This is a genomic window from Pseudomonas mandelii, from assembly GCF_006438925.1.
GTDB classification, from domain to species: domain Bacteria; phylum Pseudomonadota; class Gammaproteobacteria; order Pseudomonadales; family Pseudomonadaceae; genus Aquipseudomonas; species Aquipseudomonas mandelii_C.
In genome coordinates, this window is the sequence record NZ_RCZA01000002.1 from 105068 (window position 1) to 126464 (window position 21397).

Here is a 21397-nt window from a genome sequence, read left to right on the forward strand (position 1 = left end):
TGTGTCGTTTGGCTCTCCATCACCTCGCTCGCCGTTGGTACTGGCGCTGATCTTCAGCTCGCCATTGCTTGCCGACGACTTGTTCCTCGACAGCGAGCCGCTGCCGCAAGTATTGACCGCGACGCGACTCAAGCAGTCGCCGGCCGCGGTACCGGGGAGCATGACGGTGATCGACAGCGAACTGATCAACGCCAGCGGCGCCCGGGACATCAGTGAGTTGCTGCGACTGGTGCCGGGAATGATGGTCGGCAACATCAACGGCAACCAGGCAGCGGTGAACTATCACGGCACCAATGCGAACGAAGCGCGACGCATGCAAGTGTTGATCGATGGCCGCTCGGTGTACCGCGCAGGCCTGGCCACGGTGGACTGGAGTGACATTCCGGTGGCCCTGGAAGACATCGAACGCATCGAAGTTTTCCGCGGCCCGAACACCGTCAGCTATGGCGCCAATGCGCTGATGGCGGTGGTCAACATCATCACGCGCAACCCGGCCGACAGCCACGGCACGCGAATGAAAGTCACCCGTGGGCAGCGCGGCATCGACGACTTTTACGCCAGCCAGGCCGTGGGCTGGGACGATGGCGACCTGCGCCTGTCACTGTCCGGTCAACAAGACGACGGCTTCGACTCGGACCGAAACGGCGCCGACTACCGCGACAGCCGCCGCTTGAACCGCTTCAACCTCGCCGTCAGCCAGACGCTCACTGAAAACCAGAGCATCGATTGGCAATTGAATGCCAAGGACGGGAGCAACCAGCGGCCGTATACCTACCGCCCGGTCTTCTCGGGGATTACCGCTGCGGGGAACAATTCCGATGTCATCGCCAAGGACTACGCCGGCTCGCTGCGCTGGAACCTCGACATCAATCCCGATCACAGCCTTTACATCCAGGGCTCGGCGCAGCACTGGGATCGTCAGCAGACCTGGCGTGCCTGCGATGCCGAGGTTTCGTTCAGCCCGCAGTTGACCGAACTCTGGCAGCTCAACCCGAATTACACCGAACGCCTGGCGCGCAACATGGAGCGCTACACCGGCCCCGGCGCGCCCGCAGGTGATCCGGCCCAGCGCGCACTGGCCAATCAAGTGCTCGACCAATGGCGAAACGGCGCCCGGCAAACCCTCTGTGGCGATATTGACCAGAGCACCCGGGAATCGCGCTACGACCTTGAGTTACAGGACACCCTCAGCCTGTCCGACAGTCTGCGGCTGGTCAGCGGCATGAACTATCGTTACGACCGGGCAGATTCCGAGACCTACTTCAATGGCACCCTCGACGACACCACCTGGCGGGCGTTCGGCCAACTCGAGTGGCGCGCCACCGAGCATTGGTTGCTGCAGGGCGGCGCGATGTTCGAAGACACGCAATTGATCGGCAGTTCGCTCACCCCCCGGGTGGCGGTCAACTACCTGATCAACCCACGCCATGGCCTGCGAGCGGTGTACTCGGAAGCCACCCGCTCGCCGGACATGTTCGAGAACAACGTCAACTGGAGCTATCAGGTAAAGAACCTGCGGCCCAGCGCTTATGGCCAGTCCAGTGCCCGTTATTTCGTCAAGACCCGTGGCCCCGGCGACCTCGAACAGGAATACATGCGCTCCCGGGAGCTGGGCTATAACGGCTACTTTGCCGAAGTGGGGCTGGCGGTCGATGTGAAGCTGTTCTACGACGAAATCACCGGAATGATCAGCGAACCGCTGCGCAACAATCAGTACATCGCCAGCAACTCAAACAGCTCGCGCTTCTCCGGGACAGAAACCCAGCTCGACTGGCGAATCGGCAGCGCCGATCGCCTGCGCCTGACGTATGCCTACGTCGATGCCGAGGCGAGCAACCCGCAGGATGCACAACAGACCGCTCGAAACAGCGGTTCCGCCGGTTGGCTGCACAACTGGGGCCACGGCTGGAACAGCGCGCTCTTCTACTATGGTGACGATGCCCTGAACGGCTACCGCTTCGAACGGGTCGACACGCGCATCGCCAAACGCATCGGCCTGGGCAAGGCGAGCCTGGAACTGGCCGGTGTGCTCCAGCAACGCCTCGACAGCCAGCCCACGACCTTCGTCGACAACAACTACGACGAGCGCCGGGTGCTTTACTTCAGCGCAGAGCTGGCGTTCTAAGATGCTGTATAGCCCGTCACGCAAGACGCCAATTCTTGGCCGCCTGCTGGCCGGGTTGTGCCTGGTGTTTGCCGGACTGCTGAGCAGCCTGGAGGCCACCGCCGCGGACATTTTGCTGACCGGCGCCGAGGACAGCCCGGGCATGCAATCCTTCACCCAGGCCCTGAGCGCCTTGCGGCCTGCCGATAACGTGCGCTTCCAGCCACTGGCCAGCCTGCCGGCGCCAGGCAAACTGCCCGCCGGCACCCGTTTGATTCTGCTCGACCTGCCGAGCCTCGACTGGCGCCTGCAAGACACTCAGGGCCCGGCGACGCTAGTGCTGCGCATCAGCCGCCTGCAAGCTCGTCAGCATCTGGGGGCCACCCTGCCCCCACACCTCAGCCTGCTCTGGAGCGATCCGCCTCTGGACCGACAATTGCGCCTGACCCGACTGCTGCTGCCGCAGGCCAAACGGGTCGGCGTGCTGTTCGACAGCCACAGCGAGTTCCTTTTGAAAGAACTGCATCAGGCCGCCCACTCCCTGGGCCTTGAGGTGGTCACCGAGCGCTGGGATAACACCAACGACAGCCGGCCGCTGCAGACCTTGCTGAAGAACAGCGACGTGTTGCTGGGCCTCGACGACCCGGATCTGTACAACCCGAAAACCGCGAAAAACCTGTTGCTCAGCAGCTATGCACGGCAATTGGCGCTGATCGGCCCTAACGCCGGGTTCGTCAGGGCCGGGAGCTTGGCCAGCACCTACAGCGATCAGAGTGATTGGCTGGCGATGCTCGACGAACTGCTCGACCGGCCACCGGCCACGTGGCCACGCACGCACTACCCGCAACGCTTCAAAGTCTTAAGCAACCCGCAAGTGGCTCGTTCATTAGGGATTGAACAGATGAATGAAGCGTCTGTCGCAACACAGTTGGCCGAAGGAGAAAACCGCCCATGACCTTCCGTCGCCGTTGGGACATCAACACCCGCACACAAATTATCAGCCTCGGCCCTGCCCTGTTGCTGACATTGCTGTTGATCAGTTTCTTCACCTTTGTGCGGATCCAGGACCTGCGTCAGGAGCTCAATCACACTGGGCAACTGATCGCCAACCAACTGGCGCCGGCCACCGAATACGGGGTGATCTCGGGCAACAACGAGGTGCTCGACAGTTTGCTCAAGGCCACTCTGGCCACGCCCAATGTGCGCTTTCTGGAAGTCCAGGACAGCGCCAACCGGATTCTGGTGTACGTCGAGCAACCGTCGGAAACCTACAACCGCTCGCACCAGGTCGAAGTGTTCCAGGCCCCGGTGCGGCTGCAACGAATCCCGCTGCACAATGATTTCCTGCAGGGCAGCCGCGTCGCCAACACGGCGCCCACCGAGGATTATCTGGGCCGGGTGATCGTCGGCCTGTCCAATGACGCCTTCAGCCAGCGTCAGCAGGAAATCCTGCTCAAGGCCGGGATCCTGGCGCTGTTCGCCCTGTTGTTCACTTTTCTGCTCGCCCGGCGCCTGGCCGGCAGCCTGTCGCAACCGATCCGCGACATCGGCAACGCGGTCAAGGCGATTCAGGACGGCGACTACAAAACGCCGCTGCCGATCGTCGACGACACCGAACTGGGCGCGTTGTCGCAACACATCAACAACCTCGCCAACGGGCTCGAACTAGCCAGTCGCGAACAGCATCAAGCGATGGCGCAGTTGATTCAGACTCGCGAGGAAGCGGAAAAGGCCAACAACGCCAAATCCGATTTCCTTGCGATGATGAGTCATGAACTGCGCACGCCGATGAATGGCGTGCTGGGCATGCTGCAACTGCTGGAAACCACCGAGATGACCGAGGAGCAGGTCGAATACGCGGCGCTTGCCTCGGAGTCCACCGAACACCTGCTCAAAGTCATCAACGACATTCTCGATTTCTCGCGCATCGAGCGTTCGGAACTGGAGCTGGAGCACATTCCATTCAACCTCGCAGACCTGATCGGCAGTTGCGCCCAGTCGTTCTCGCACAGCGCCGTGCAACGTGGGCTCGACCTGGCGCTGTCGATCCCGGACGACATGCGCGCGTTGCAGGTGCAGGGCGACCCGACGCGGATCCGGCAGATCCTGGTCAACCTGATTGGCAATGCGCTGAAATTCACCGAACAGGGCCGCGTCAGCATCGAACCGCAATGGCAGTCGCTGGATCACGAACTGCTGTGGTTCACCTGCACGGTGCGCGACAGCGGGATTGGTATCTCGGCTGAAAGCCTGGAATTGATGTTCAACGCCTTCCAGCAGGCCGACAGTTCTATTTCGAGGCGATACGGTGGCACCGGGTTGGGCCTGCCGATTGCTCGCACGCTGGCTGAACGCATGGGCGGCACATTGCGCGCCCAGAGCGAGGAAGGTCGCGGCTCGGTGTTCACCCTGGAAATCCCGCTGGCGCTCTATAAACAGACGCTGCCCGTACTGGCGCCGCGCATACCGACCGGCAGCGGTGATGGCGAAGGGCGCAACGTGTTGCTGGTGGAAGACAATCCGGTCAATCAGACGGTCATCGAAGCAATGTTGCGCAGTCTGGGCTTTACTGTCAGCGTCGCCACCGATGGCGCCCAGGCAGTACGCAGTGCGGAGAGTTTGATTTTTGAAGCCATTCTGATGGACTGCCGGCTACCGATCATCGACGGCTACGAGGCCACCCGACAGATTCGCCAATTACCCGGCTGCACAGACTTGCCGATCATCGCGCTGACCGCCAACGCCTTGCAGGGTGACCGCGAAGCCTGTTTATCGGCGGGAATGAACGATTACCTGGCCAAACCCTTCAAACGCACAGATTTGCAGCAAATTCTGCAGCGTTGGGTGCAGTAGTGCAGGCCTTTCGGCTATCTGCGACTGGCGTGAAAGGCGAAAGTGCGGCAGTCTTAGGCACCCGAACAGGCCCGAAAAGGGGCTTGAATAATAATTTCAGTGCACAAGTGTACATTCATGTCCTTGGTGCTGTGACTTTCACCACAACGCAATAGTCTATGAGTAGGCTGCTGACTCGAGGCATGAACGCTTCGATCGGCCGGGAAGATTTGCCCCACCTGCCGCATGGGACTATTGAGGAGCTCGCATGACCCAACAAAACGCCTTTACTCGGGAAGACCTGCTGCGCTGCAGTCGCGGTGAGCTGTTCGGCCCAGGTAACGCACAACTGCCCGCCCCGAACATGTTGATGGTGGATCGCATCACCCATATCAGCGCCGAGGGTGGCAAGTACGGCAAGGGTGAATTGGTCGCCGAGTTGGATATCACTCCGGACCTGTGGTTCTTCGCCTGCCACTTCGAAGGTGATCCGGTGATGCCAGGCTGCCTGGGCCTCGACGCCATGTGGCAACTGGTCGGCTTCTTCCTCGGCTGGCAAGGTCTGCCGGGCCGCGGTCGCGCCCTGGGTTCGGGCGAAGTGAAATTCTTCGGTCAGGTTCTGCCGACCGCCAAGAAAGTAACCTATAACATTCAGATCAAGCGCGTACTGAAGGGCAAGCTGAACCTGGCCATCGCCGATGGTTCGGTCAGCGTCGACGGCCGCGAGATCTACACCGCCGAAGCCCTTCGGGTCGGCGTTTTCACCTCCACTGACAACTTCTAAGGGTTATCCGCATGCGCCGCGTCGTTATCACTGGTCTGGGCATCGTTTCGTGCCTGGGCAATGACAAAGAGACCGTCTCCGCTAACCTGCGTGCAAGCCGCCCTGGCATCCGGTTCAACCCGGAATATGCCGAAATGGGTCTGCGTAGCCAGGTTTCCGGCTCCATTGACCTTCCCCTCGAAGAGCTGATCGATCGCAAGATCTATCGCTTCGTCGGCCACGCGGCGGCTTACGCCTACCTGGCCATGAAAGACGCCATTGCTGACTCCGGCCTGACCGAAGAGCAAGTGTCCAACCCGCGTACTGGCCTGATCGCCGGTTCCGGTGGCGCCTCCACGCTGAACCAGATGGAAGCGCTGGACATCCTGCGCGAGAAAGGCGTCAAGCGCGTCGGCCCATACCGCGTCACGCGGACCATGAGCAGCACCGTTTCCGCCTGCCTGGCCACGCCGTTCAAGATCAAGGGCCTGAACTACTCCATCGCTTCTGCCTGCGCCACCAGTGCTCACTGCATCGGTAACGCCATGGAACAGATCCAGATGGGCAAACAGGACGTCGTGTTCGCCGGAGGCGGTGAAGAAGAGCATTGGAGCCAATCGTTCCTGTTCGACGCCATGGGCGCACTGTCCAGCCAATACAACGAAACCCCGGAAAAAGCTTCCCGTGCCTACGACGCCAAGCGTGACGGTTTCGTCATCGCCGGCGGTGGCGGCATGGTCGTGGTCGAAGAGCTGGAACACGCTCTGGCCCGCGGCGCGAAGATCTACGCGGAAATCGTTGGCTACGGCGCGACCTCCGACGGCTACGACATGGTCGCCCCAAGCGGCGAAGGCGCCATCCGCTGCATGCAGATGGCCATGTCCACCGTTGACGCTCCGATCGACTACCTGAACACCCACGGCACCTCGACTCCGGTCGGCGACGTCATGGAAATGAAAGGTGTGCGTGAAGTGTTCGGCGACAAGGCACCGGCCATCAGCTCCACCAAGAGCCTGTCGGGTCACTCCCTGGGCGCCGCCGGCGTTCACGAAGCGATCTACTGCATGCTGATGATGGAAGGCAACTTCATGGCGGGTTCCGCCAACATCGACGAACTGGACCCGGAAGTGGCTGACATGCCGATCCTGACCAAGACTCGTGAAGACGCCACCATCAACACCGTGATGAGCAACAGCTTCGGCTTCGGTGGCACCAATGCCACGCTGGTACTGAAGCGCTGGGCCGGTAAGTAATACCCCGCCCCGCTACGCTGCACACAAAAACGCCCCGACTGGTTCGGGGCGTTTTTTTTGTGCCTGAATAATATGGAACAACGCAATCCCTGTGGGAGCGAGCCTGCTCGCGAAGGCGGTCTGACAGATACATTGATATTGAAAGTGATACCGTCTTCGCGAGCAGGCTCGCTCCCACAGGTTCTGTGTTGAACTCTCGGTTTTCGTCGTCGCGAACATGAAGCTTTTGTCATGAAACTCAACGCCCTGCGACCAAATGCCGCGTATTTGGCGGGCTGCAGGACTATTGCAGATTTCGCAAAAATTCGTTACCAAACTCAGTCGTTTACTTAGCAGGCTAACCAAACAAATAACGGAGTCCTGCACACGCCTTGCTGCAGATAACAGAGATTGGAGCTAGCAGATGACTGTAAAAGTAACTGAACGCGACGATTCACATAAGTCCCACGAAGGCGTAGCCGCCGGTATCCGGATCTGGGACGTGCACCAACAAGACATGCTGGTGGGGATGTTCCACTCCGAAACCGATGCCCACAGCTACAAGGCCGAACTGGAAAAACTGGAGCAGCAACGAGAGCTCCAATCCGCATAAGCAATGACAGCATTGAAAACGACAAACCCCGCCATGAGCGGGGTTTGTCGTTGTTGCAGCCTTTAAAGGCTTACCACATCAGATCGTCCGGGATCTGATAGGCCGCGTACGGATCGTCCTCGGCAGCGACTTCTTCGGTCTTCACGTTCATCTGCACGATACGCTGTGGATCGCGCTCCTGGATCTTCAGGGCCGCTTCACGCGGGATCACTTCGTAGCCGCCGGCATGGTGCACGATGGCCAGCGAACCGCTGCTGAGCTTGTTGCGCATCAGGGTGTTGACGCAGATGCGCTTGACCTTCTTGTCGTCGACGAAGTTGTAGTAGTCCTCGGTCGTCAGCTTCGGCAGACGCGAGACTTCGATCAACTGTTTGACCTGAGCAGCGCGAGCCTTGGCCTCGGCCTTCTCCTGTTGCTGACGGTTCAGCTCCTGGTCGCGCTTGACCTTCTCGGCCATGGCTTCCTGAGCCGCCCGCTGCTGCGAGTCATCGAGTTCGATCTGACCTTTGTGGGCCAGACGCTGCTGTTTCTGCTTCTCTTTGCCGACCTGTTTGGCCTGCTTCTGGTTGACCAGCCCTGCTTTGAGCAACTGGTCGCGAAGGGAAATGCTCATGGTGCTTATTACTCACTTAGGCAACTGCTCAACCGCAGCTGGGCAAATTCTTTTCCTGACGTTTGGCTTCGCCCCACAAGGCGTCCAACTCTTCGAGGGTGCAATCTTCTATGGGACGGTGGGTGTCGCGCAATGCCTGTTCGATAAAACGGAAGCGTCTTTCGAACTTGCTGTTGGCGCCACGCAGTGCAGTTTCGGGATCGACCTTGAGATGGCGCGCCAGATTGACCACGGAAAACAACAGATCACCGACTTCGTCGGCAATCGCTGCCGAGTCATTGTCAGCCATGGCTTCGAGCACTTCATCGAGCTCTTCGCGCACTTTGTCGAGCACCGGCAAGGCGTCCGGCCAGTCGAAACCGACCTGCCCCGCGCGCTTCTGCAGCTTCGCCGAACGGGACAATGCCGGCAGCGCTGCGGGTACATCGTCGAGCAAGGACAACTGTTCGGGCGCCGAAGATTTCTCTGCCCGTTCTTCAGCCTTGATCTCTTCCCAGCGCTGCTTGACCTGCTCTTCACTCAGGCGCGGAACATCCAGCGGCGCGTAAAGATCACCGCTAGGAAACACATGAGGATGACGGCGGATCAGCTTGCGAGTGATGCTGTCGATGACACCGGCAAATTCGAAGCGCCCTTCTTCCCGTGCCAGCTGGCTGTAATAAACCACCTGGAACAGTAAATCCCCCAACTCACCCTGCAAGTGATCGAAGTCACCGCGCTCGATGGCGTCGGCGACTTCGTAGGCTTCCTCAATGGTGTGCGGGACGATGGTTTCGTAGGTTTGCTTGATGTCCCACGGGCAGCCGTACTGCGGGTCGCGCAGACGGCTCATCAGGTGCAGCAAATCTTCAAGGCTGTACATCAATCTCTCTCACTGCAAAATCCTGTGGGAGCGAGCCTGCTCGCGAAAGCGGTGTGTCAGACAACATTGATGTCGACTGACACGCCCTCTTCGCGAGCAGGCTCGCTCCCACATTGGATCGGCGCTGCTCATCACGGCGTCCGGTTACGACGGGTCTCAATGATGTTCGGCAACTGGGAAATCCGCCCCAGCAACCGCCCCAGTGCATCCAGTCCCGGAATCTCGATGGTCAGGGACATCAACGCGGTGTTGTCCTCTTTGTTCGAGCGGGTGTTGACCGCCAGCACATTGATCCGCTCGTTGAGCAGCACTTGCGAAACGTCACGCAGCAAACCGGACCGGTCGTACGCGCGGATGATGATGTCCACCGGATAGGTGAGCACCGGCACCGGCCCCCAGCTGACCTGGATGATCCGCTCGGGCTCGCGCCCGCCCAGTTGCAGCACCGAGGCGCAGTCCTGACGGTGAATGCTCACGCCGCGGCCCACGGTGATGTAACCGACGATCGCATCCCCCGGCAGCGGCTGGCAGCAGCCGGCCATCTGGGTCATCAGGTTGCCGACGCCCTGGATCTGGATGTCGCCGCGCTTGCCTGGTTTGTAACCGGTGGCCTTGCGCGGAATCAGTTCCAGCTGTTCGTTGCCGCGCTCCGGCTCGACCAGTTGCTGCGCCAGGTTCACCAGTTGTGCCAGACGCAAATCGCCTGCGCCCAACGCGGCGAACATGTCTTCGGCCATTTTCATGTTGGCCTTTTCGGCCAGCTTGTCGAAATCTACCGCTGGCAGACCGAGGCGGTTGAGTTCGCGCTCCAGCAAGGTTTTACCGGCGGCGACGTTCTGATCGCGCGCCTGCAATTTGAACCAGTGAACGATCTTCGCCCGTGCCCGCGAGGTGGTGATGTAACCCAGGTTCGGGTTCAGCCAGTCGCGGCTCGGGGTGCCGTGCTTGCTGGTGATGATCTCGACCTGTTCACCGGTTTGCAGGCTGTAGTTGAGCGGCACGATGCGCCCGTTGATCTTCGCGCCACGGCAGTTATGACCGATTTCGGTGTGCACGCGGTAGGCGAAGTCCAGCGGCGTCGCGCCCTTCGGCAAGTCGATGGCGTGACCGTCCGGGGTGAAAATGTAGACCCGGTCCGGCTCGATATCGACCCGCAGCTGTTCAGCCAGGCCGCCGATGTCGCCCAATTCTTCATGCCACTCGAGGACCTGGCGCAGCCAGGAAATTTTCTCTTCGTAGTGGTTGGAGCCGGATTTGACGTCGGTGCCCTTGTAGCGCCAGTGCGCGCAAACGCCCAGCTCGGCTTCTTCGTGCATGGCGTGGGTGCGGATCTGCACTTCCAGCACCTTGCCCTCAGGGCCGATCACCGCGGTGTGCAGCGAGCGGTAGCCGTTTTCTTTCGGGTTGGCGATGTAGTCGTCGAATTCTTTCGGGATATGTCGCCACAGGGTGTGGACGATACCGAGCGCGGTGTAGCAGTCGCGCATTTCCGGCACCAGCACACGAACGGCGCGCACATCGTAGATCTGGCTGAATTCCAGACCCTTGCGCTGCATTTTGCGCCAGATTGAATAGATGTGTTTGGCCCGGCCGCTGATGTCGGCGTCGACGCCGGTGGCGGTCAGCTCATTCTTCAGTTGGCTCATCACGTCGGCGATGAAGCGCTCGCGATCCAGACGCCGCTCGTGGAGTAGCTTGGCGATCTGCTTGTACTGATCGGGTTCGAGGTAACGGAAGGACAAGTCCTCCAGCTCCCACTTGATGTGACCGATCCCGAGACGGTGAGCCAGCGGCGCGTAGATGTCGAAGACTTCACGGGCGACGCGGTTGCGTTTTTCGTCATCGGCGGTTTTCACCGCACGGATCGCGCAGGTGCGCTCAGCCAGTTTGATCAACGCGACGCGTACGTCGTCGACCATGGCGACCAGCATCTTGCGCAGGTTTTCGACCTGGCCCTGCGTGCCCAGCACCAGGGATTGACGGGGGCTGAGGCTGGCGCTGATCGCCGCCATGCGCAACACGCCGTCGATGAGCTTGGCGACCACCGGACCAAAGCGCTGGCTGATCGCCGGCAACTCAATCTGGCCTTCGCGCACGCCGCGATACAGGATCGCGGCAACCAACGAATCCTGATCGAGTTTGAGGTCGGCGAGAATCTCGGCGATCTCAAGGCCCGTGCGGAAACTCGAGGTCCCTTCGGACCACAGGTTTTTCGCCGCATTGGCTTGTTGTTCAGACGCACGAGCAAACTCGCACGCTTCCTTCAAGGCTTCGCGATCCAGTGCCGGATCGACACTGACCGCGTGATCGAGCCAAGCCTCGAGATTGATACTGCCGTCGGTGTTGATCGGCTGGTGTGCTCTCACCTGTACCATCTTGCTTACCTTCCCTACGACGCAGATTCAATGCGTCAAATCGCTGACCTTTCGTTACCCGTGGACGCTCGCGGGGCTAATGCGAGAGTGGTGCGGGCAGGCCAGTCGGACCAGACGAGCCGTCCTAGCTCGCTTCAAATAACGCCATGGCCTCGACATGTGCCGTCTGAGGAAACATATCGAGAATCCCGGCACGTTTTAACCGGTAGCCCTGCTTGATCAATTCGACCGTGTCGCGCGCCAGAGTTGCCGGATTGCACGACACATACACCAACCGTTTGGCGCCCAGGGACGCAAGCTTGCGCACTGCCTCGAAAGCACCGTCACGCGGTGGGTCCAAGAGTACCGCACAAAAGCCTTCGCGCGCCCATTCGGCATCGGTCAAAGGCTGGGATAAATCGGCCTGAAAAAACTTCGCATTATGAAGATTGTTGCTAGCAGCATTCGCGGCTGCTCGCTCGACCATCGCCTGCACACCTTCCACCGCCACCACTTCGCGAACGACCTTGGCCAGCGGCAACGCAAAGTTACCCAAACCACAGAATAGATCGAGAACTCGTTCCTCAGCCGTCGGCTGCAGCCACTCCAACGCTTGGGCGATCATCGCTTCGTTGACCCCGGCGTTGACCTGGATGAAATCTCCCGGTCGGTACGCGAGGTTCAAATCCCACTGTTCAAGTCGATAACCCAACGACTGGTCAGCCTCGACCGGTTGCGGTTCACCATCACCGTGCAGCCACAGTTGGGCTTCATGGAACGCGCAGAAATCCTTGAGGATCGTCATGTCGGCGTCGGACAGCGGCGCCATGTGCCGCAGCAACACTGCCAACGACGAACCGCTGAACAACTCCACATGCCCCAGCGCCTGAGGTTTGCTCAAGCGCCGGAGCATTTCCGGCAAGCGGGTCATGATCGGTTGCAAGGGCTGTACCAGCACCCTGCATTCGTTGATCGCAACGATGTCCTGACTGCCAGCTGCGCGGAAACCGACTTCGAGTTTTTTAGCTTTCATGTCCCAGCGCACCGCTACCCGGGCACGACGGCGGTAACCGAATTCCGGACCGCTCAACGGCGCGGCCCACTCTTCGGGTTCGACACCGGCGACCTTCGACAACTGCTCGGCGAGCATGCGCTGTTTCAGGGCAAGTTGTTCGTTGTGCGGCAGATGTTGCACGCTGCAACCGCCACAGCGACCGGCATGCGGGCACGGTGCCGGGCGGCGCAGTTCGCTGGCCTGGAACACCCGTTCGGTGCGCGCCTCGACCACTTTGCCGTGGGCACCCAACACGCGTGCTTCGACTTCTTCACCGGCCAATGCGCCGATGACGAACCAGGTGCGACCTTCAAAAAATGCGATACCGCGACCGTCATTAGCCAGGCGCTCGATACTCAAGCGCTGCTTTTTGCCAGTCGGAATTTGCGGGGCCTTGCTGCCACCGGTGGGCTGGAAGCGCAGGCCTCTCTCTTGCTTGGCCATCAGTTAGGCGCGTCGAAAATGCCGGTCGACAAGTAACGGTCGCCACGGTCGCAGATGATCGCGACGATCACCGCGTTTTCAACTTCTTTGGACAGACGCAGCATCGCTGCCACCGCACCGCCCGAGGACACGCCGCAGAAGATGCCTTCTTCGCGGGCCAGACGACGGGTCACGTCTTCGGCTTCGCTTTGCGCCATGTCGACGATCCGGTCCACGCGCTCGGCCTGGTAGATCTTTGGCAGGTATTCCTGCGGCCAGCGACGGATGCCCGGAATCGCCGAGCCTTCCATCGGTTGCAGGCCAATGATCTGCACGCTCTCGTTCTGCTCTTTCAAGTAGCGCGAGACGCCCATGATGGTACCGGTGGTGCCCATGGAACTGACGAAATGGGTGATGGTGCCTTCGGTCTGACGCCAGATTTCCGGGCCGGTGGTGGTGTAGTGCGCTTCGGGGTTGTCCCCGTTGGCGAACTGATCCAGCACCTTGCCGCGGCCTTCGGCTTCCATTCGCTGGGCGAGGTCGCGGGCGCCTTCCATGCCCTCTTCCTGGGTGACCAGAATCAGCTCGGCGCCATACGCCGTCATGGCGGCTTTACGTTCGGCGCTGGAGTTGTCCGGCATGATCAGGATCATCTTGTAACCCTTGATCGCGGCAGCCATCGCCAGGGCGATCCCGGTGTTGCCCGAGGTCGCTTCGATCAGCGTATCGCCGACGTGGATCTGCCCGCGCAGTTCGGCGCGGGTGATCATCGACAGCGCCGGACGGTCCTTGACCGAACCCGCCGGGTTATTCCCTTCGAGCTTGAGCAAAAGGGTATTGCTGGTGGCGCCAGGCAGGCGCTGCAAACGGACCAGCGGAGTGTTGCCGACGCAATCGGCGATGGTTGGGTACTGCAAGGTCATGGTGTATTCGCAATCCAGACTGCGGGGGCGCCTATCATACCGGCAAACCGACCCAGGCCATATCACGCAAAGTACGGTGCTTATGGTTTATGGGAATAAGGGGCTGGATCAGTACTCTTCGCCTTGCGCGACATTCAATGCGTAGAACTCATGCAACTTGGCCTGCAACAACTGTTTGTCCGGTAGCTGCACCTGGTATTCAGCGATCAGCGCTGGCGACAGGCTGCGGTTAAGGGCGTACTCGACCACCTCGTCATCCTTGCTGGCACACAGCAACACGCCAATGGCAGGGTTTTCGTGGGGTTTGCGCTCCTTGCGATCCAGCGCTTCCAGATAGAAGTTCAGCTTGCCCAGATACTCAGGCTCAAAGCGACCGACCTTAAGCTCAATGGCCACCAGGCAGTTGAGCCCACGGTGGAAGAACAGCAGATCCAGGGCGAAATCACGCCCGCCGACTTGCATCGGGTGTTCAGAGCCGACAAAACAAAAGTCGCGACCCAGTTCGATCAGAAACTCCTTGAGGCGCGCCAGCAACCCTTTATGCAGATCGGTTTCGCCATGACCGGTGGGCAAGTCGAGAAACTCGAGCATGTAAGCGTCGCGGAACACGTCCAGTGCCTCAGGGTGAGTTTGTCTCAGCACCGCAGAGGTTTTTGCCGGTTGGGTCACGCTTCGCTCGAACAGTGCAGCTTTGAACTGACGCTCCAGTTCACGCTTTGACCATTTTTCCTGAACAGCCATACGCAGGTAGAACTCCCGCTCCTCCGGCAGTTTGCCCAGGCTGAAGATGACCAGATTATGAGTCCAGGATATTTGTCTCACCAGCGGTGAGACTTTCTCGTCGCCGCGGTAAGTTTCGTAGAACTGACGCATGCGAAACAGATTGGGGCGGGTAAACCCGCGCAACCCTGGTTGAGTCTGAGCCAGATGCTCGGCCAATTGGCTGACCACAGAATCGCCCCATTCGGCTTTTTCCAGCTTGCGACTGATGTAAGCACCCACCTGCCAATACAGCTCGATCAACTGGGTATTCACCGCTTGCATGGCCTGCTGCTTGGCACTGTGAATCAGCGCAAGTACTTCATTGAAACGGTCGTCGGCTGCGTTACCGGGGACGCTGGATGCATTCATGCCGAACTCCTAGAGGACGAGGAAAAACGCGAGTCTATTCCGTCAAGTCAGGCTCAAGGTGTCGGCGATAACCTTTAGGAAAGGTCGTACAAAATAACGGGAACGCTCCGGCAAAATCAGAATGGTGGTGTCAGTGATGGCGCTATCGCGAGCAGGCTCGCTCCCACAGGGTTAAGGGTTGATCACACCATTTGTGGCCGACACATATCCACTGTGGGAGCGAGCCTGCTCGCGAAAGCGTCATCACTGACGCCATCAATATCAGCCACCAACCGCATATTCAGCCGCAACCCGGTCTCAGTGTTCTCAGCCCACAAACTCCCGCCCTGGCGCTGCACCGCATTCCTCGCAATGCTCAATCCCAAACCAAATCCACCATCCCCCGGCCGCGATCCGTCAAGTCGGATGAACGGCGAGAAGATCCGCTCCAGATCTTCATCAGCCACCCCGCCGCCCTCATCCTCCAGCCACACATGCCAGAAGTCACCATCGCGCTGCCCACCCAGACGCACAACACCGCCCTGCGGTGAATGACGAATGGCATTGCGCAGGATGTTTTCCAGCGCTTGAGCCAAGGTATTGAGATGGCCGCCCACCCAGCAGAACGAATCCACCGCACACTGCAACTGGCTCGCCGGCCAGCCACTTTCATAGCAGGCATTTTCCGTGAGCATTTCCCACAACGCCTGAACCTGGATCGATTCGTCGGGTAACCGAGTGCGCTCGGTGTCGAGCCAGGCCAATTGCAGAGTGTCTTCCACCAGACGCTGCATGCCATCGACCTCTCGGCCAATGCGCTCGCGCAATTGCGTCAACCCCTGCTCGCTTTCGCTGGCCACCCGCAGGCGACTCAGTGGCGTGCGCAATTCGTGGGACAGGTCGCGCAGCAGTTGTTGTTGCAGGGCCACCGTGCTTTGCAGGCGCTCGGACATGTGATCGAAGGCCCGGCCCAGTTCACCCAGCTCATCCGGGCGATTGGTGAGGCGGCTCGACAACCGTACGTTCAACGGGTCGGCACGCCAGGCATTGGCTTGTTCGCGCAGACTGTTCAAAGGCACGACAAGCAACCGATACAGACCGACGCACAGCAGCAAGGTGAACAACCCGGGAATCACCCCGTTGGTGATCACGCGCCAGAACACCCGGTAGTGCCCGGGTACGAAACGCCGGGGCAGTTCGATCACCAGACTGCCAGCGGACGGATCCTTGGGAAACGGCACTCTCAACCACGGCAAACCTTTGGTATGGCGACTCGTCGGCCAATCCAGACCGCGTAAAAAGGTCAGGCGCTGGGTTTCTTTTTCCGTCAGCGGGTAACTGCTCAATGACTGCAAATCGCCGCCAATCACACCGACCCATGTCGACTCGCGATGGCCGACGCTCTGCAACCAGACATCGACGCCTGCACTCTGACGCTCATTCCACACCTGCTCGGCCTCGGCGGCGTAGCGCGTCAGCGTGCCCCGTGCCTCGTCGGACAGGAACAGGTTTTTCTGTTCCATGTAGCGCCCCCAGGACCAACTGAGCCAGATCATCAGCAGACAGAACGCCACCAACAAACACGCCAGTTTCCAGAACAGCGAATGCCTGCCCGGCAGGTCAGTCCACTTCATCGACAGCACTCAATACGTAACCCTTGCCCCACACCGTGCGCACTTCGCGCTCGAGGTAACCGACGGCCTTGAGCTTGCGGCGGATCTGACTGATATGCATGTCGAGGCTGCGGTCATGGGGCGCGTAGCCGCGCTGCAGCACGTGCTGGTAAAGGAAGGCTTTGCTCAGGACTTCATCGCCATTGCGGTTCAGCGTTTCCAGCAACCGGTATTCGCTGCGGGTCAGGCAGGCAGCGTGTTCGCCATAAAAGACATCACAGCATTCATCGTCGAAACGCAGGCTGTCCACCGAAGGGGCAATCGGTGCTGGCACTGGCTGGCGGTCGAGCGCGACACGCCTCAGGATCGCTTCGATGCGTACCCGCAACTCGACCATGCTGAAGGGTTTGGGTAGGTAATCATCGGCGCCCAGGCGAAAACCACTGATGCGATCCGCCTCGGCACCGAGCGCCGACATCAGCACCACCGGGGTGGAATGGCTCTGGCGCAATTGCGTCAGAACATTCAGCCCGTCCAGGCCCGGCAGCAGAATATCCATCAGCACCACGTCAAAGGCTTGCTGGCGGGCGATGGTCAAGCCTTCCAGACCGTTCTGGCACCACGTCACCTGAAAACCGCAACGTCCCAAGTGCTCATGAACATAAGCACCGAGCACGAGGTCGTCTTCTATAGACAGGATGCGAGGATGGCGAGCAGTGATGGGAGTCATGAGTATCTGCAAATAATTCTCAGTCGCCGATTATTCAAGATTGCCTTGCTGCGAGCAACACAAGGTTTGCCCGTGAGGTAAAAGTGGTGATCCAGCCGACGAATGCCGACATCAATTTTACGAAGATTGCCCGCCTGCAAATCGCTACACTGCGCAGGTGGTGCGTGCTGGACGTACGTGCAGGTCATTAAATAGCTGGATGCAGGAGAGATGCGTGCTCAAGAAACTGGGAATAAAAGGCCGCGTGCTATTGCTGACCCTGTTGCCGACCAGCCTGATGGCCTTGGTTCTGGGCGGCTATTTCACCTGGATGCAGCAATCCGACCTGCAAACCCAGCTCATGCAGCGTGGCGAGATGATCGCCGAACAACTGGCGCCCCTGGTGGCCCCGGCCATGGGCCACAAGAACACCGAGCTTTTGGAACGCATTGCCACCCAATCGCTGGAACAACCGGACGTTCGCGCCGTTTCGTTCCTCGCGCCCGACCGCTCCCTGCTGGCCCATGCCGGCCCGACCATGCTCAATCCGGCGCCAGTCGGCAACAGTTCGCAGATGCTGCGCCGCAGCGGCAATGACGCGACGCGCTACTTGCTGCCGGTGTTCGGCAAGCACCGCAATCTGGCCGGCGATTTGATTCCTGAAGAAGCCGACCGCCTGCTTGGCTGGGTAGAACTCGAACTGTCCCACAACGGCATGCTCCTGCGCGGTTATCGCAGCTTGTTCGCCAGCCTGTTGCTGATCGGCGCAGGCCTGGCCGGTGCGGCGTTGCTGGCATTGCGCATGGGCAGGAGCATCAATCGGCCGCTGAGCCAGATCAAGCAAGCGGTGGCGCAACTCAAGGACGGTCATCTGGAAACCCGTCTGCCGCCCCTCGGCAGCCAGGAGCTGGACACACTGGCGTCCGGCATCAACCGTATGGCCGGCACCCTGCAGAACGCGCAGGAAGAATTGCAGCACAGCATCGAGCAGGCCACCGAAGACGTGCGCCAGAACCTGGAAACCATCGAGATCCAGAACATCGAACTGGACCTGGCGCGCAAGGAAGCCCTTGAAGCCAGCCGGATCAAATCCGAGTTCCTGGCCAACATGAGCCATGAAATCCGCACGCCGCTCAACGGCATTCTCGGCTTCACGCATCTGCTGCAAAAAAGCGAGCTGACCCCACGCCAGCTCGACTATCTTGGCACCATCGAAAAGTCCGCCGACAGCCTGCTGGGGATCATCAACGAGATTCTCGACTTCTCGAAAATCGAGGCCGGCAAACTGGTGCTCGACAATATTCCGTTCAACTTGCGCGACCTGCTCCAGGACACGCTGACGATCCTCGCCCCGGCCGCCCATGCCAAGCAACTGGAGCTGGTGAGCCTGGTTTATCGCGACACGCCGCTGTCGCTGGTGGGTGACCCGCTGCGGCTCAAGCAGATTCTCACCAACCTGGTCAGCAATGCGATCAAGTTCACCCGCGAAGGCACCATCGTCGCCCGGGCCATGCTCGAAGAAGAGCACGAAGACAGCGTGCAACTGCGCATCAGCATTCAGGACACCGGTATCGGGCTGTCGAACCAGGACGTGCGCGCCTTGTTCCAGGCCTTCAGCCAGGCCGATAACTCTCTGTCCCGGCAACCTGGCGGCACTGGTTTGGGGCTGGTGATTTCCAAACGTCTGATCGAACAGATGGGCGGCGAGATCGGTGTCGACAGTACGCCCGGCGAAGGCTCGGAATTCTGGATCAGCCTGAGCCTGCCCAAAACCCGCGACGACGCCGAAGACCTGCCCGGCCCGCCGTTGCTCGGGCGTCGGGTGGCAGTGCTGGAAAACCACGAACTGGCCCGTCAGGCCTTGCAGCATCAACTGGAAGACTGTGGCCTCGAAGTGACTCCGTTCAATACGCTGGAAAGCCTGACCAATGGCGTGACCGGCGCGCATCAGACCGATCAGGCGATCGACCTGGCGGTGCTCGGCATCACCAGCAACGACATGCCACCAGAGCGCCTCAATCAACACATCTGGGACCTCGAACACCTGGGCTGCAAGGTGCTGGTGTTGTGCCCGACCACCGAACAGACGCTGTTCCACCTCTCGGTGCCTAATCCGCACAGCCAGCTCCAGGCCAAACCGGCCTGCACCCGCAAGCTGCGGCGGGCCTTGTCCGACCTGGTCAATCCGCGCCAGCAACGCAGCGAACCCGGCGAACCGGTGTCCAGCCGTGCGCCAAAAGTGCTTTGTGTCGACGACAACCCGGCCAACTTGCTGCTGGTGCAAACCCTGCTCGAGGACATGGGCGCCAAAGTCCTCGCGGTGGAAAGCGGTTACGCGGCGGTCAAAGCGGTGCAGACCGAAACCTTCGACCTGGTGCTGATGGACGTTCAGATGCCCGGCATGGACGGGCGGCAAAGCACCGAAGCGATTCGCCAGTGGGAAAGTGAGCGGCATTGCACACCGCTGCCAATCGTTGCCCTCACCGCTCACGCCATGGCCAACGAAAAACGCGCGCTGCTGCAAAGCGGCATGGACGACTACCTGACCAAACCGATCAGCGAACGGCAATTGGCCCAAGTGGTGCTGAAGTGGACCGGCCTCGCGCTGCGCAATCATGGGCCGGAGCGCTCCAGCGACAGCCACGGTGGCGGTCATGAGTTGCAGGTGCTCGATCACGAAGAAGGTTTGCGCCTGGCCGCCGGCAAGGCTGATCTGGCGGCGGACATGCTGGCAATGCTGCTGGCGTCGCTGGAAGCCGACCGCGAGGCGATTCGCTTCGCCCGGGAAACCAACGACCAGAATGCCCTGATCGAGCGCGTCCATCGCCTGCACGGTGCGACGCGCTATTGCGGCGTCCCGCAACTGCGCGCTGCCTGCCAGCGCAGCGAAACCCTGCTCAAGCAACAGGACCCCAAAGCCCCCAGCGCGCTGGAAGACCTCGACCGGGCCATCAATCGCCTGGCCGCCCATGCCCGTATAAACGCTTGATGCTGCGCAATGGCGCCGGACGCCCATTCCGCCAAGATCATCAGCCCCTGTCCGGTGCGGCGCCGTTCCACTGTGGGAGCGAGCCTGCTCGCGAAAGCGGCGTGTCAGACAACAGTGATGTCGGCTGACACTCCCTCTTCGCGAGCAGGCTCGCTCCCACAATGGAGCAGTGCGTCGCCACACAGGACTCGAAAAATATCCAGGAGGACTGCATGCGTACGATTCTTTTCAGCAGCCAGACTTACGACCGCGACAGTTTTCTCAGTGCCGAGCTACCGGCCGGCATTGAGCTGCACTTTCAATCAGCGCGACTGAGCCTTGATACGGTGGCGCTGGCAGAGCATCACGAAGTGGTCTGTGCCTTCATTAATGATGACCTCAGCGCGCCGGTGCTCGAACGCCTGGCCGCGGGCGGTACACGCCTGATCGCCCTGCGCTCGGCCGGTTATAACCATGTCGATCTGGCAGTGGCAAAGCGTCTGGGGCTGGCGATTGTGCGCGTCCCGGCCTACTCGCCCCATGCGGTGGCGGAACATGCGGTGGCGCTGATCCTGGCGCTCAACCGACGCCTGCACCGCGCCTACAACCGCACGCGCGAAGGGGACTTCAGCCTGCACGGGCTGACCGGCTTCGACCTCGTGGGCAAGACCGTCGGCGTGGTCGGCACCGGGCAGATCGGCGCGACCTTCGCGAAAATCATGAACGGCTTTGGCTGCCAATTGCTGGCCTACGACCCCTTCCCCAACCCGCAAGTCGAAGCCCTCGGTGCCCGCTACTTGAGCCTGCCGGAACTGCTGGCCGAGTCGCAGATCATCAGCCTGCACTGCCCGCTCAACGAGCAGAGCAAACACTTGATCAATCGCGAGTCACTGGCGTACATGCAAGCGGGTGCGATGTTGATCAACACCGGCCGCGGTGGTCTGGTGGACACACCGGCGCTGATCGATGCATTGAAGGACGGTCAACTGGGTTATCTGGGGCTGGATGTGTATGAAGAGGAGGCGCAGCTGTTCTTCGAGGACCGTTCCGACCTGCCGCTGCAGGACGATGTGCTGGCGCGGCTGCTGACCTTTCCGAACGTGATCATCACCGCTCACCAGGCCTTCCTGACCCGCGAAGCCCTGGGCGCGATTGCCGCGACCACCTTGCTGAACATCGCCGCCTGGACCGCCGGCACGCCGCAGAATCAGGTCGAGGGCTGAG

16 protein-coding genes are annotated in these 21397 nt (G+C 60.4%); 8 read left to right on the plus strand and 8 right to left on the minus strand.

Annotated elements, in window-relative coordinates; genetic code table 11:
• Window position 1 precedes the first annotated feature (1 nt).
• The 6 genes from EAH74_RS04380 (at window position 2) to EAH74_RS04405 (ending at window position 7544) form a co-directional block, all read left to right on the plus strand.
• Complete coding sequence (locus tag EAH74_RS04380) at window positions 2-2125, plus strand: TonB-dependent receptor plug domain-containing protein (RefSeq protein ID WP_140676397.1); 2124 nt, start codon at window positions 2-4, stop codon at window positions 2123-2125.
• A gap of 1 nt (window position 2126) precedes the next feature.
• Window positions 2127-3059 (plus strand): ABC transporter substrate-binding protein, encoded by a 933-nt coding sequence (locus tag EAH74_RS04385; protein ID WP_140676399.1) that lies wholly within the window; start codon window positions 2127-2129, stop codon window positions 3057-3059.
• Entirely contained in the window at window positions 3056-4957 is a 1902-nt protein-coding gene (locus EAH74_RS04390) for an ATP-binding protein (RefSeq protein ID WP_140676402.1), read from the plus strand. Before EAH74_RS04385 ends, EAH74_RS04390 begins: the two co-directional genes overlap by 4 nt.
• Window positions 4958-5204: 247 nt before the next feature.
• Window positions 5205-5720, plus strand: a complete 516-nt coding sequence (gene fabA / locus EAH74_RS04395; protein WP_111451717.1) for a 3-hydroxyacyl-[acyl-carrier-protein] dehydratase FabA — start codon at window positions 5205-5207, stop codon at window positions 5718-5720.
• A gap of 11 nt (window positions 5721-5731) precedes the next feature.
• A complete protein-coding gene (gene fabB / locus EAH74_RS04400) occupies window positions 5732-6952 on the plus strand; it encodes a beta-ketoacyl-ACP synthase I (protein WP_140676405.1) in 1221 nt (406 codons plus the stop codon).
• Between the two features lie 403 nt (window positions 6953-7355).
• A complete protein-coding gene (locus EAH74_RS04405) occupies window positions 7356-7544 on the plus strand; it encodes a hypothetical protein (RefSeq protein WP_095132420.1) in 189 nt (62 codons plus the stop codon).
• A 70-nt stretch (window positions 7545-7614) separates the two neighbouring features.
• Here EAH74_RS04405 and EAH74_RS04410 read toward each other — a convergent pair whose 3' ends face one another.
• From EAH74_RS04410 to EAH74_RS04445, 8 genes are all read right to left on the minus strand, one after another.
• Window positions 7615-8157: a DUF2058 domain-containing protein gene (locus EAH74_RS04410; protein WP_008148015.1), complete on the minus strand. Its 543-nt coding sequence runs from the start codon at window positions 8155-8157 to the stop codon at window positions 7615-7617.
• Window positions 8158-8185: 28 nt separating this feature from the next.
• Entirely contained in the window at window positions 8186-9019 is an 834-nt protein-coding gene (mazG, locus tag EAH74_RS04415) for a nucleoside triphosphate pyrophosphohydrolase (RefSeq protein WP_140676408.1), read from the minus strand.
• 131 nt (window positions 9020-9150) lie between these two features.
• A complete protein-coding gene (gene relA, locus EAH74_RS04420; RefSeq protein WP_140676411.1) occupies window positions 9151-11394 on the minus strand; it encodes a GTP diphosphokinase in 2244 nt (747 codons plus the stop codon).
• A 124-nt stretch (window positions 11395-11518) separates the two neighbouring features.
• On the minus strand, window positions 11519-12871 hold the full coding sequence (rlmD, locus tag EAH74_RS04425) for a 23S rRNA (uracil(1939)-C(5))-methyltransferase RlmD (RefSeq protein WP_140676414.1): 1353 nt from the start codon (window positions 12869-12871) through the stop codon (window positions 11519-11521).
• Window positions 12871-13773, minus strand: coding sequence for a cysteine synthase CysM (cysM, locus tag EAH74_RS04430; RefSeq protein WP_008148007.1), 903 nt, complete (start codon window positions 13771-13773; stop codon window positions 12871-12873). Before cysM ends, rlmD begins: the two co-directional genes overlap by 1 nt.
• A gap of 108 nt (window positions 13774-13881) precedes the next feature.
• A complete protein-coding gene (locus EAH74_RS04435) occupies window positions 13882-14904 on the minus strand; it encodes a PDDEXK nuclease domain-containing protein (RefSeq protein WP_140676417.1) in 1023 nt (340 codons plus the stop codon).
• Between the two features lie 182 nt (window positions 14905-15086).
• Window positions 15087-16517 (minus strand): sensor histidine kinase, encoded by a 1431-nt coding sequence (locus EAH74_RS04440; protein WP_140676420.1) that lies wholly within the window; start codon window positions 16515-16517, stop codon window positions 15087-15089.
• On the minus strand, window positions 16504-17226 hold the full coding sequence (locus EAH74_RS04445; RefSeq protein ID WP_140676423.1) for a response regulator transcription factor: 723 nt from the start codon (window positions 17224-17226) through the stop codon (window positions 16504-16506). Before EAH74_RS04445 ends, EAH74_RS04440 begins: the two co-directional genes overlap by 14 nt.
• Window positions 17227-17440: 214 nt before the next feature.
• Here EAH74_RS04445 and EAH74_RS04450 point away from each other — a divergent pair, with 214 nt between their 5' ends.
• On the plus strand, window positions 17441-20194 hold the full coding sequence (locus EAH74_RS04450; protein WP_140676426.1) for a response regulator: 2754 nt from the start codon (window positions 17441-17443) through the stop codon (window positions 20192-20194).
• Between the two features lie 212 nt (window positions 20195-20406).
• Window positions 20407-21396 (plus strand): 2-hydroxyacid dehydrogenase, encoded by a 990-nt coding sequence (locus EAH74_RS04455; RefSeq protein ID WP_140676429.1) that lies wholly within the window; start codon window positions 20407-20409, stop codon window positions 21394-21396.
• Window position 21397 lies beyond the last annotated feature (1 nt).

Coding starts and splice junctions, on each gene's coding strand:
- EAH74_RS04440 (WP_140676420.1), bottom strand. CDS start 16,517: ATGAAGTGGACTGACCTGCCGGGCAGGCATTCGCTGTTCTGGAAACTG.
- EAH74_RS04390 (WP_140676402.1), top strand. CDS start 3,056: ATGACCTTCCGTCGCCGTTGGGACATCAACACCCGCACACAAATTATC.
- cysM (WP_008148007.1), bottom strand. CDS start 13,773: ATGACCTTGCAGTACCCAACCATCGCCGATTGCGTCGGCAACACTCCG.
- EAH74_RS04410 (WP_008148015.1), bottom strand. CDS start 8,157: ATGAGCATTTCCCTTCGCGACCAGTTGCTCAAAGCAGGGCTGGTCAAC.
- EAH74_RS04405 (WP_095132420.1), top strand. CDS start 7,356: ATGACTGTAAAAGTAACTGAACGCGACGATTCACATAAGTCCCACGAA.
- EAH74_RS04385 (WP_140676399.1), top strand. CDS start 2,127: ATGCTGTATAGCCCGTCACGCAAGACGCCAATTCTTGGCCGCCTGCTG.
- fabB (WP_140676405.1), top strand. CDS start 5,732: ATGCGCCGCGTCGTTATCACTGGTCTGGGCATCGTTTCGTGCCTGGGC.
- rlmD (WP_140676414.1), bottom strand. CDS start 12,871: ATGGCCAAGCAAGAGAGAGGCCTGCGCTTCCAGCCCACCGGTGGCAGC.
- relA (WP_140676411.1), bottom strand. CDS start 11,394: ATGGTACAGGTGAGAGCACACCAGCCGATCAACACCGACGGCAGTATC.
- EAH74_RS04435 (WP_140676417.1), bottom strand. CDS start 14,904: ATGAATGCATCCAGCGTCCCCGGTAACGCAGCCGACGACCGTTTCAAT.
- EAH74_RS04445 (WP_140676423.1), bottom strand. CDS start 17,226: ATGACTCCCATCACTGCTCGCCATCCTCGCATCCTGTCTATAGAAGAC.
- fabA (WP_111451717.1), top strand. CDS start 5,205: ATGACCCAACAAAACGCCTTTACTCGGGAAGACCTGCTGCGCTGCAGT.
- mazG (WP_140676408.1), bottom strand. CDS start 9,019: ATGTACAGCCTTGAAGATTTGCTGCACCTGATGAGCCGTCTGCGCGAC.
- EAH74_RS04455 (WP_140676429.1), top strand. CDS start 20,407: ATGCGTACGATTCTTTTCAGCAGCCAGACTTACGACCGCGACAGTTTT.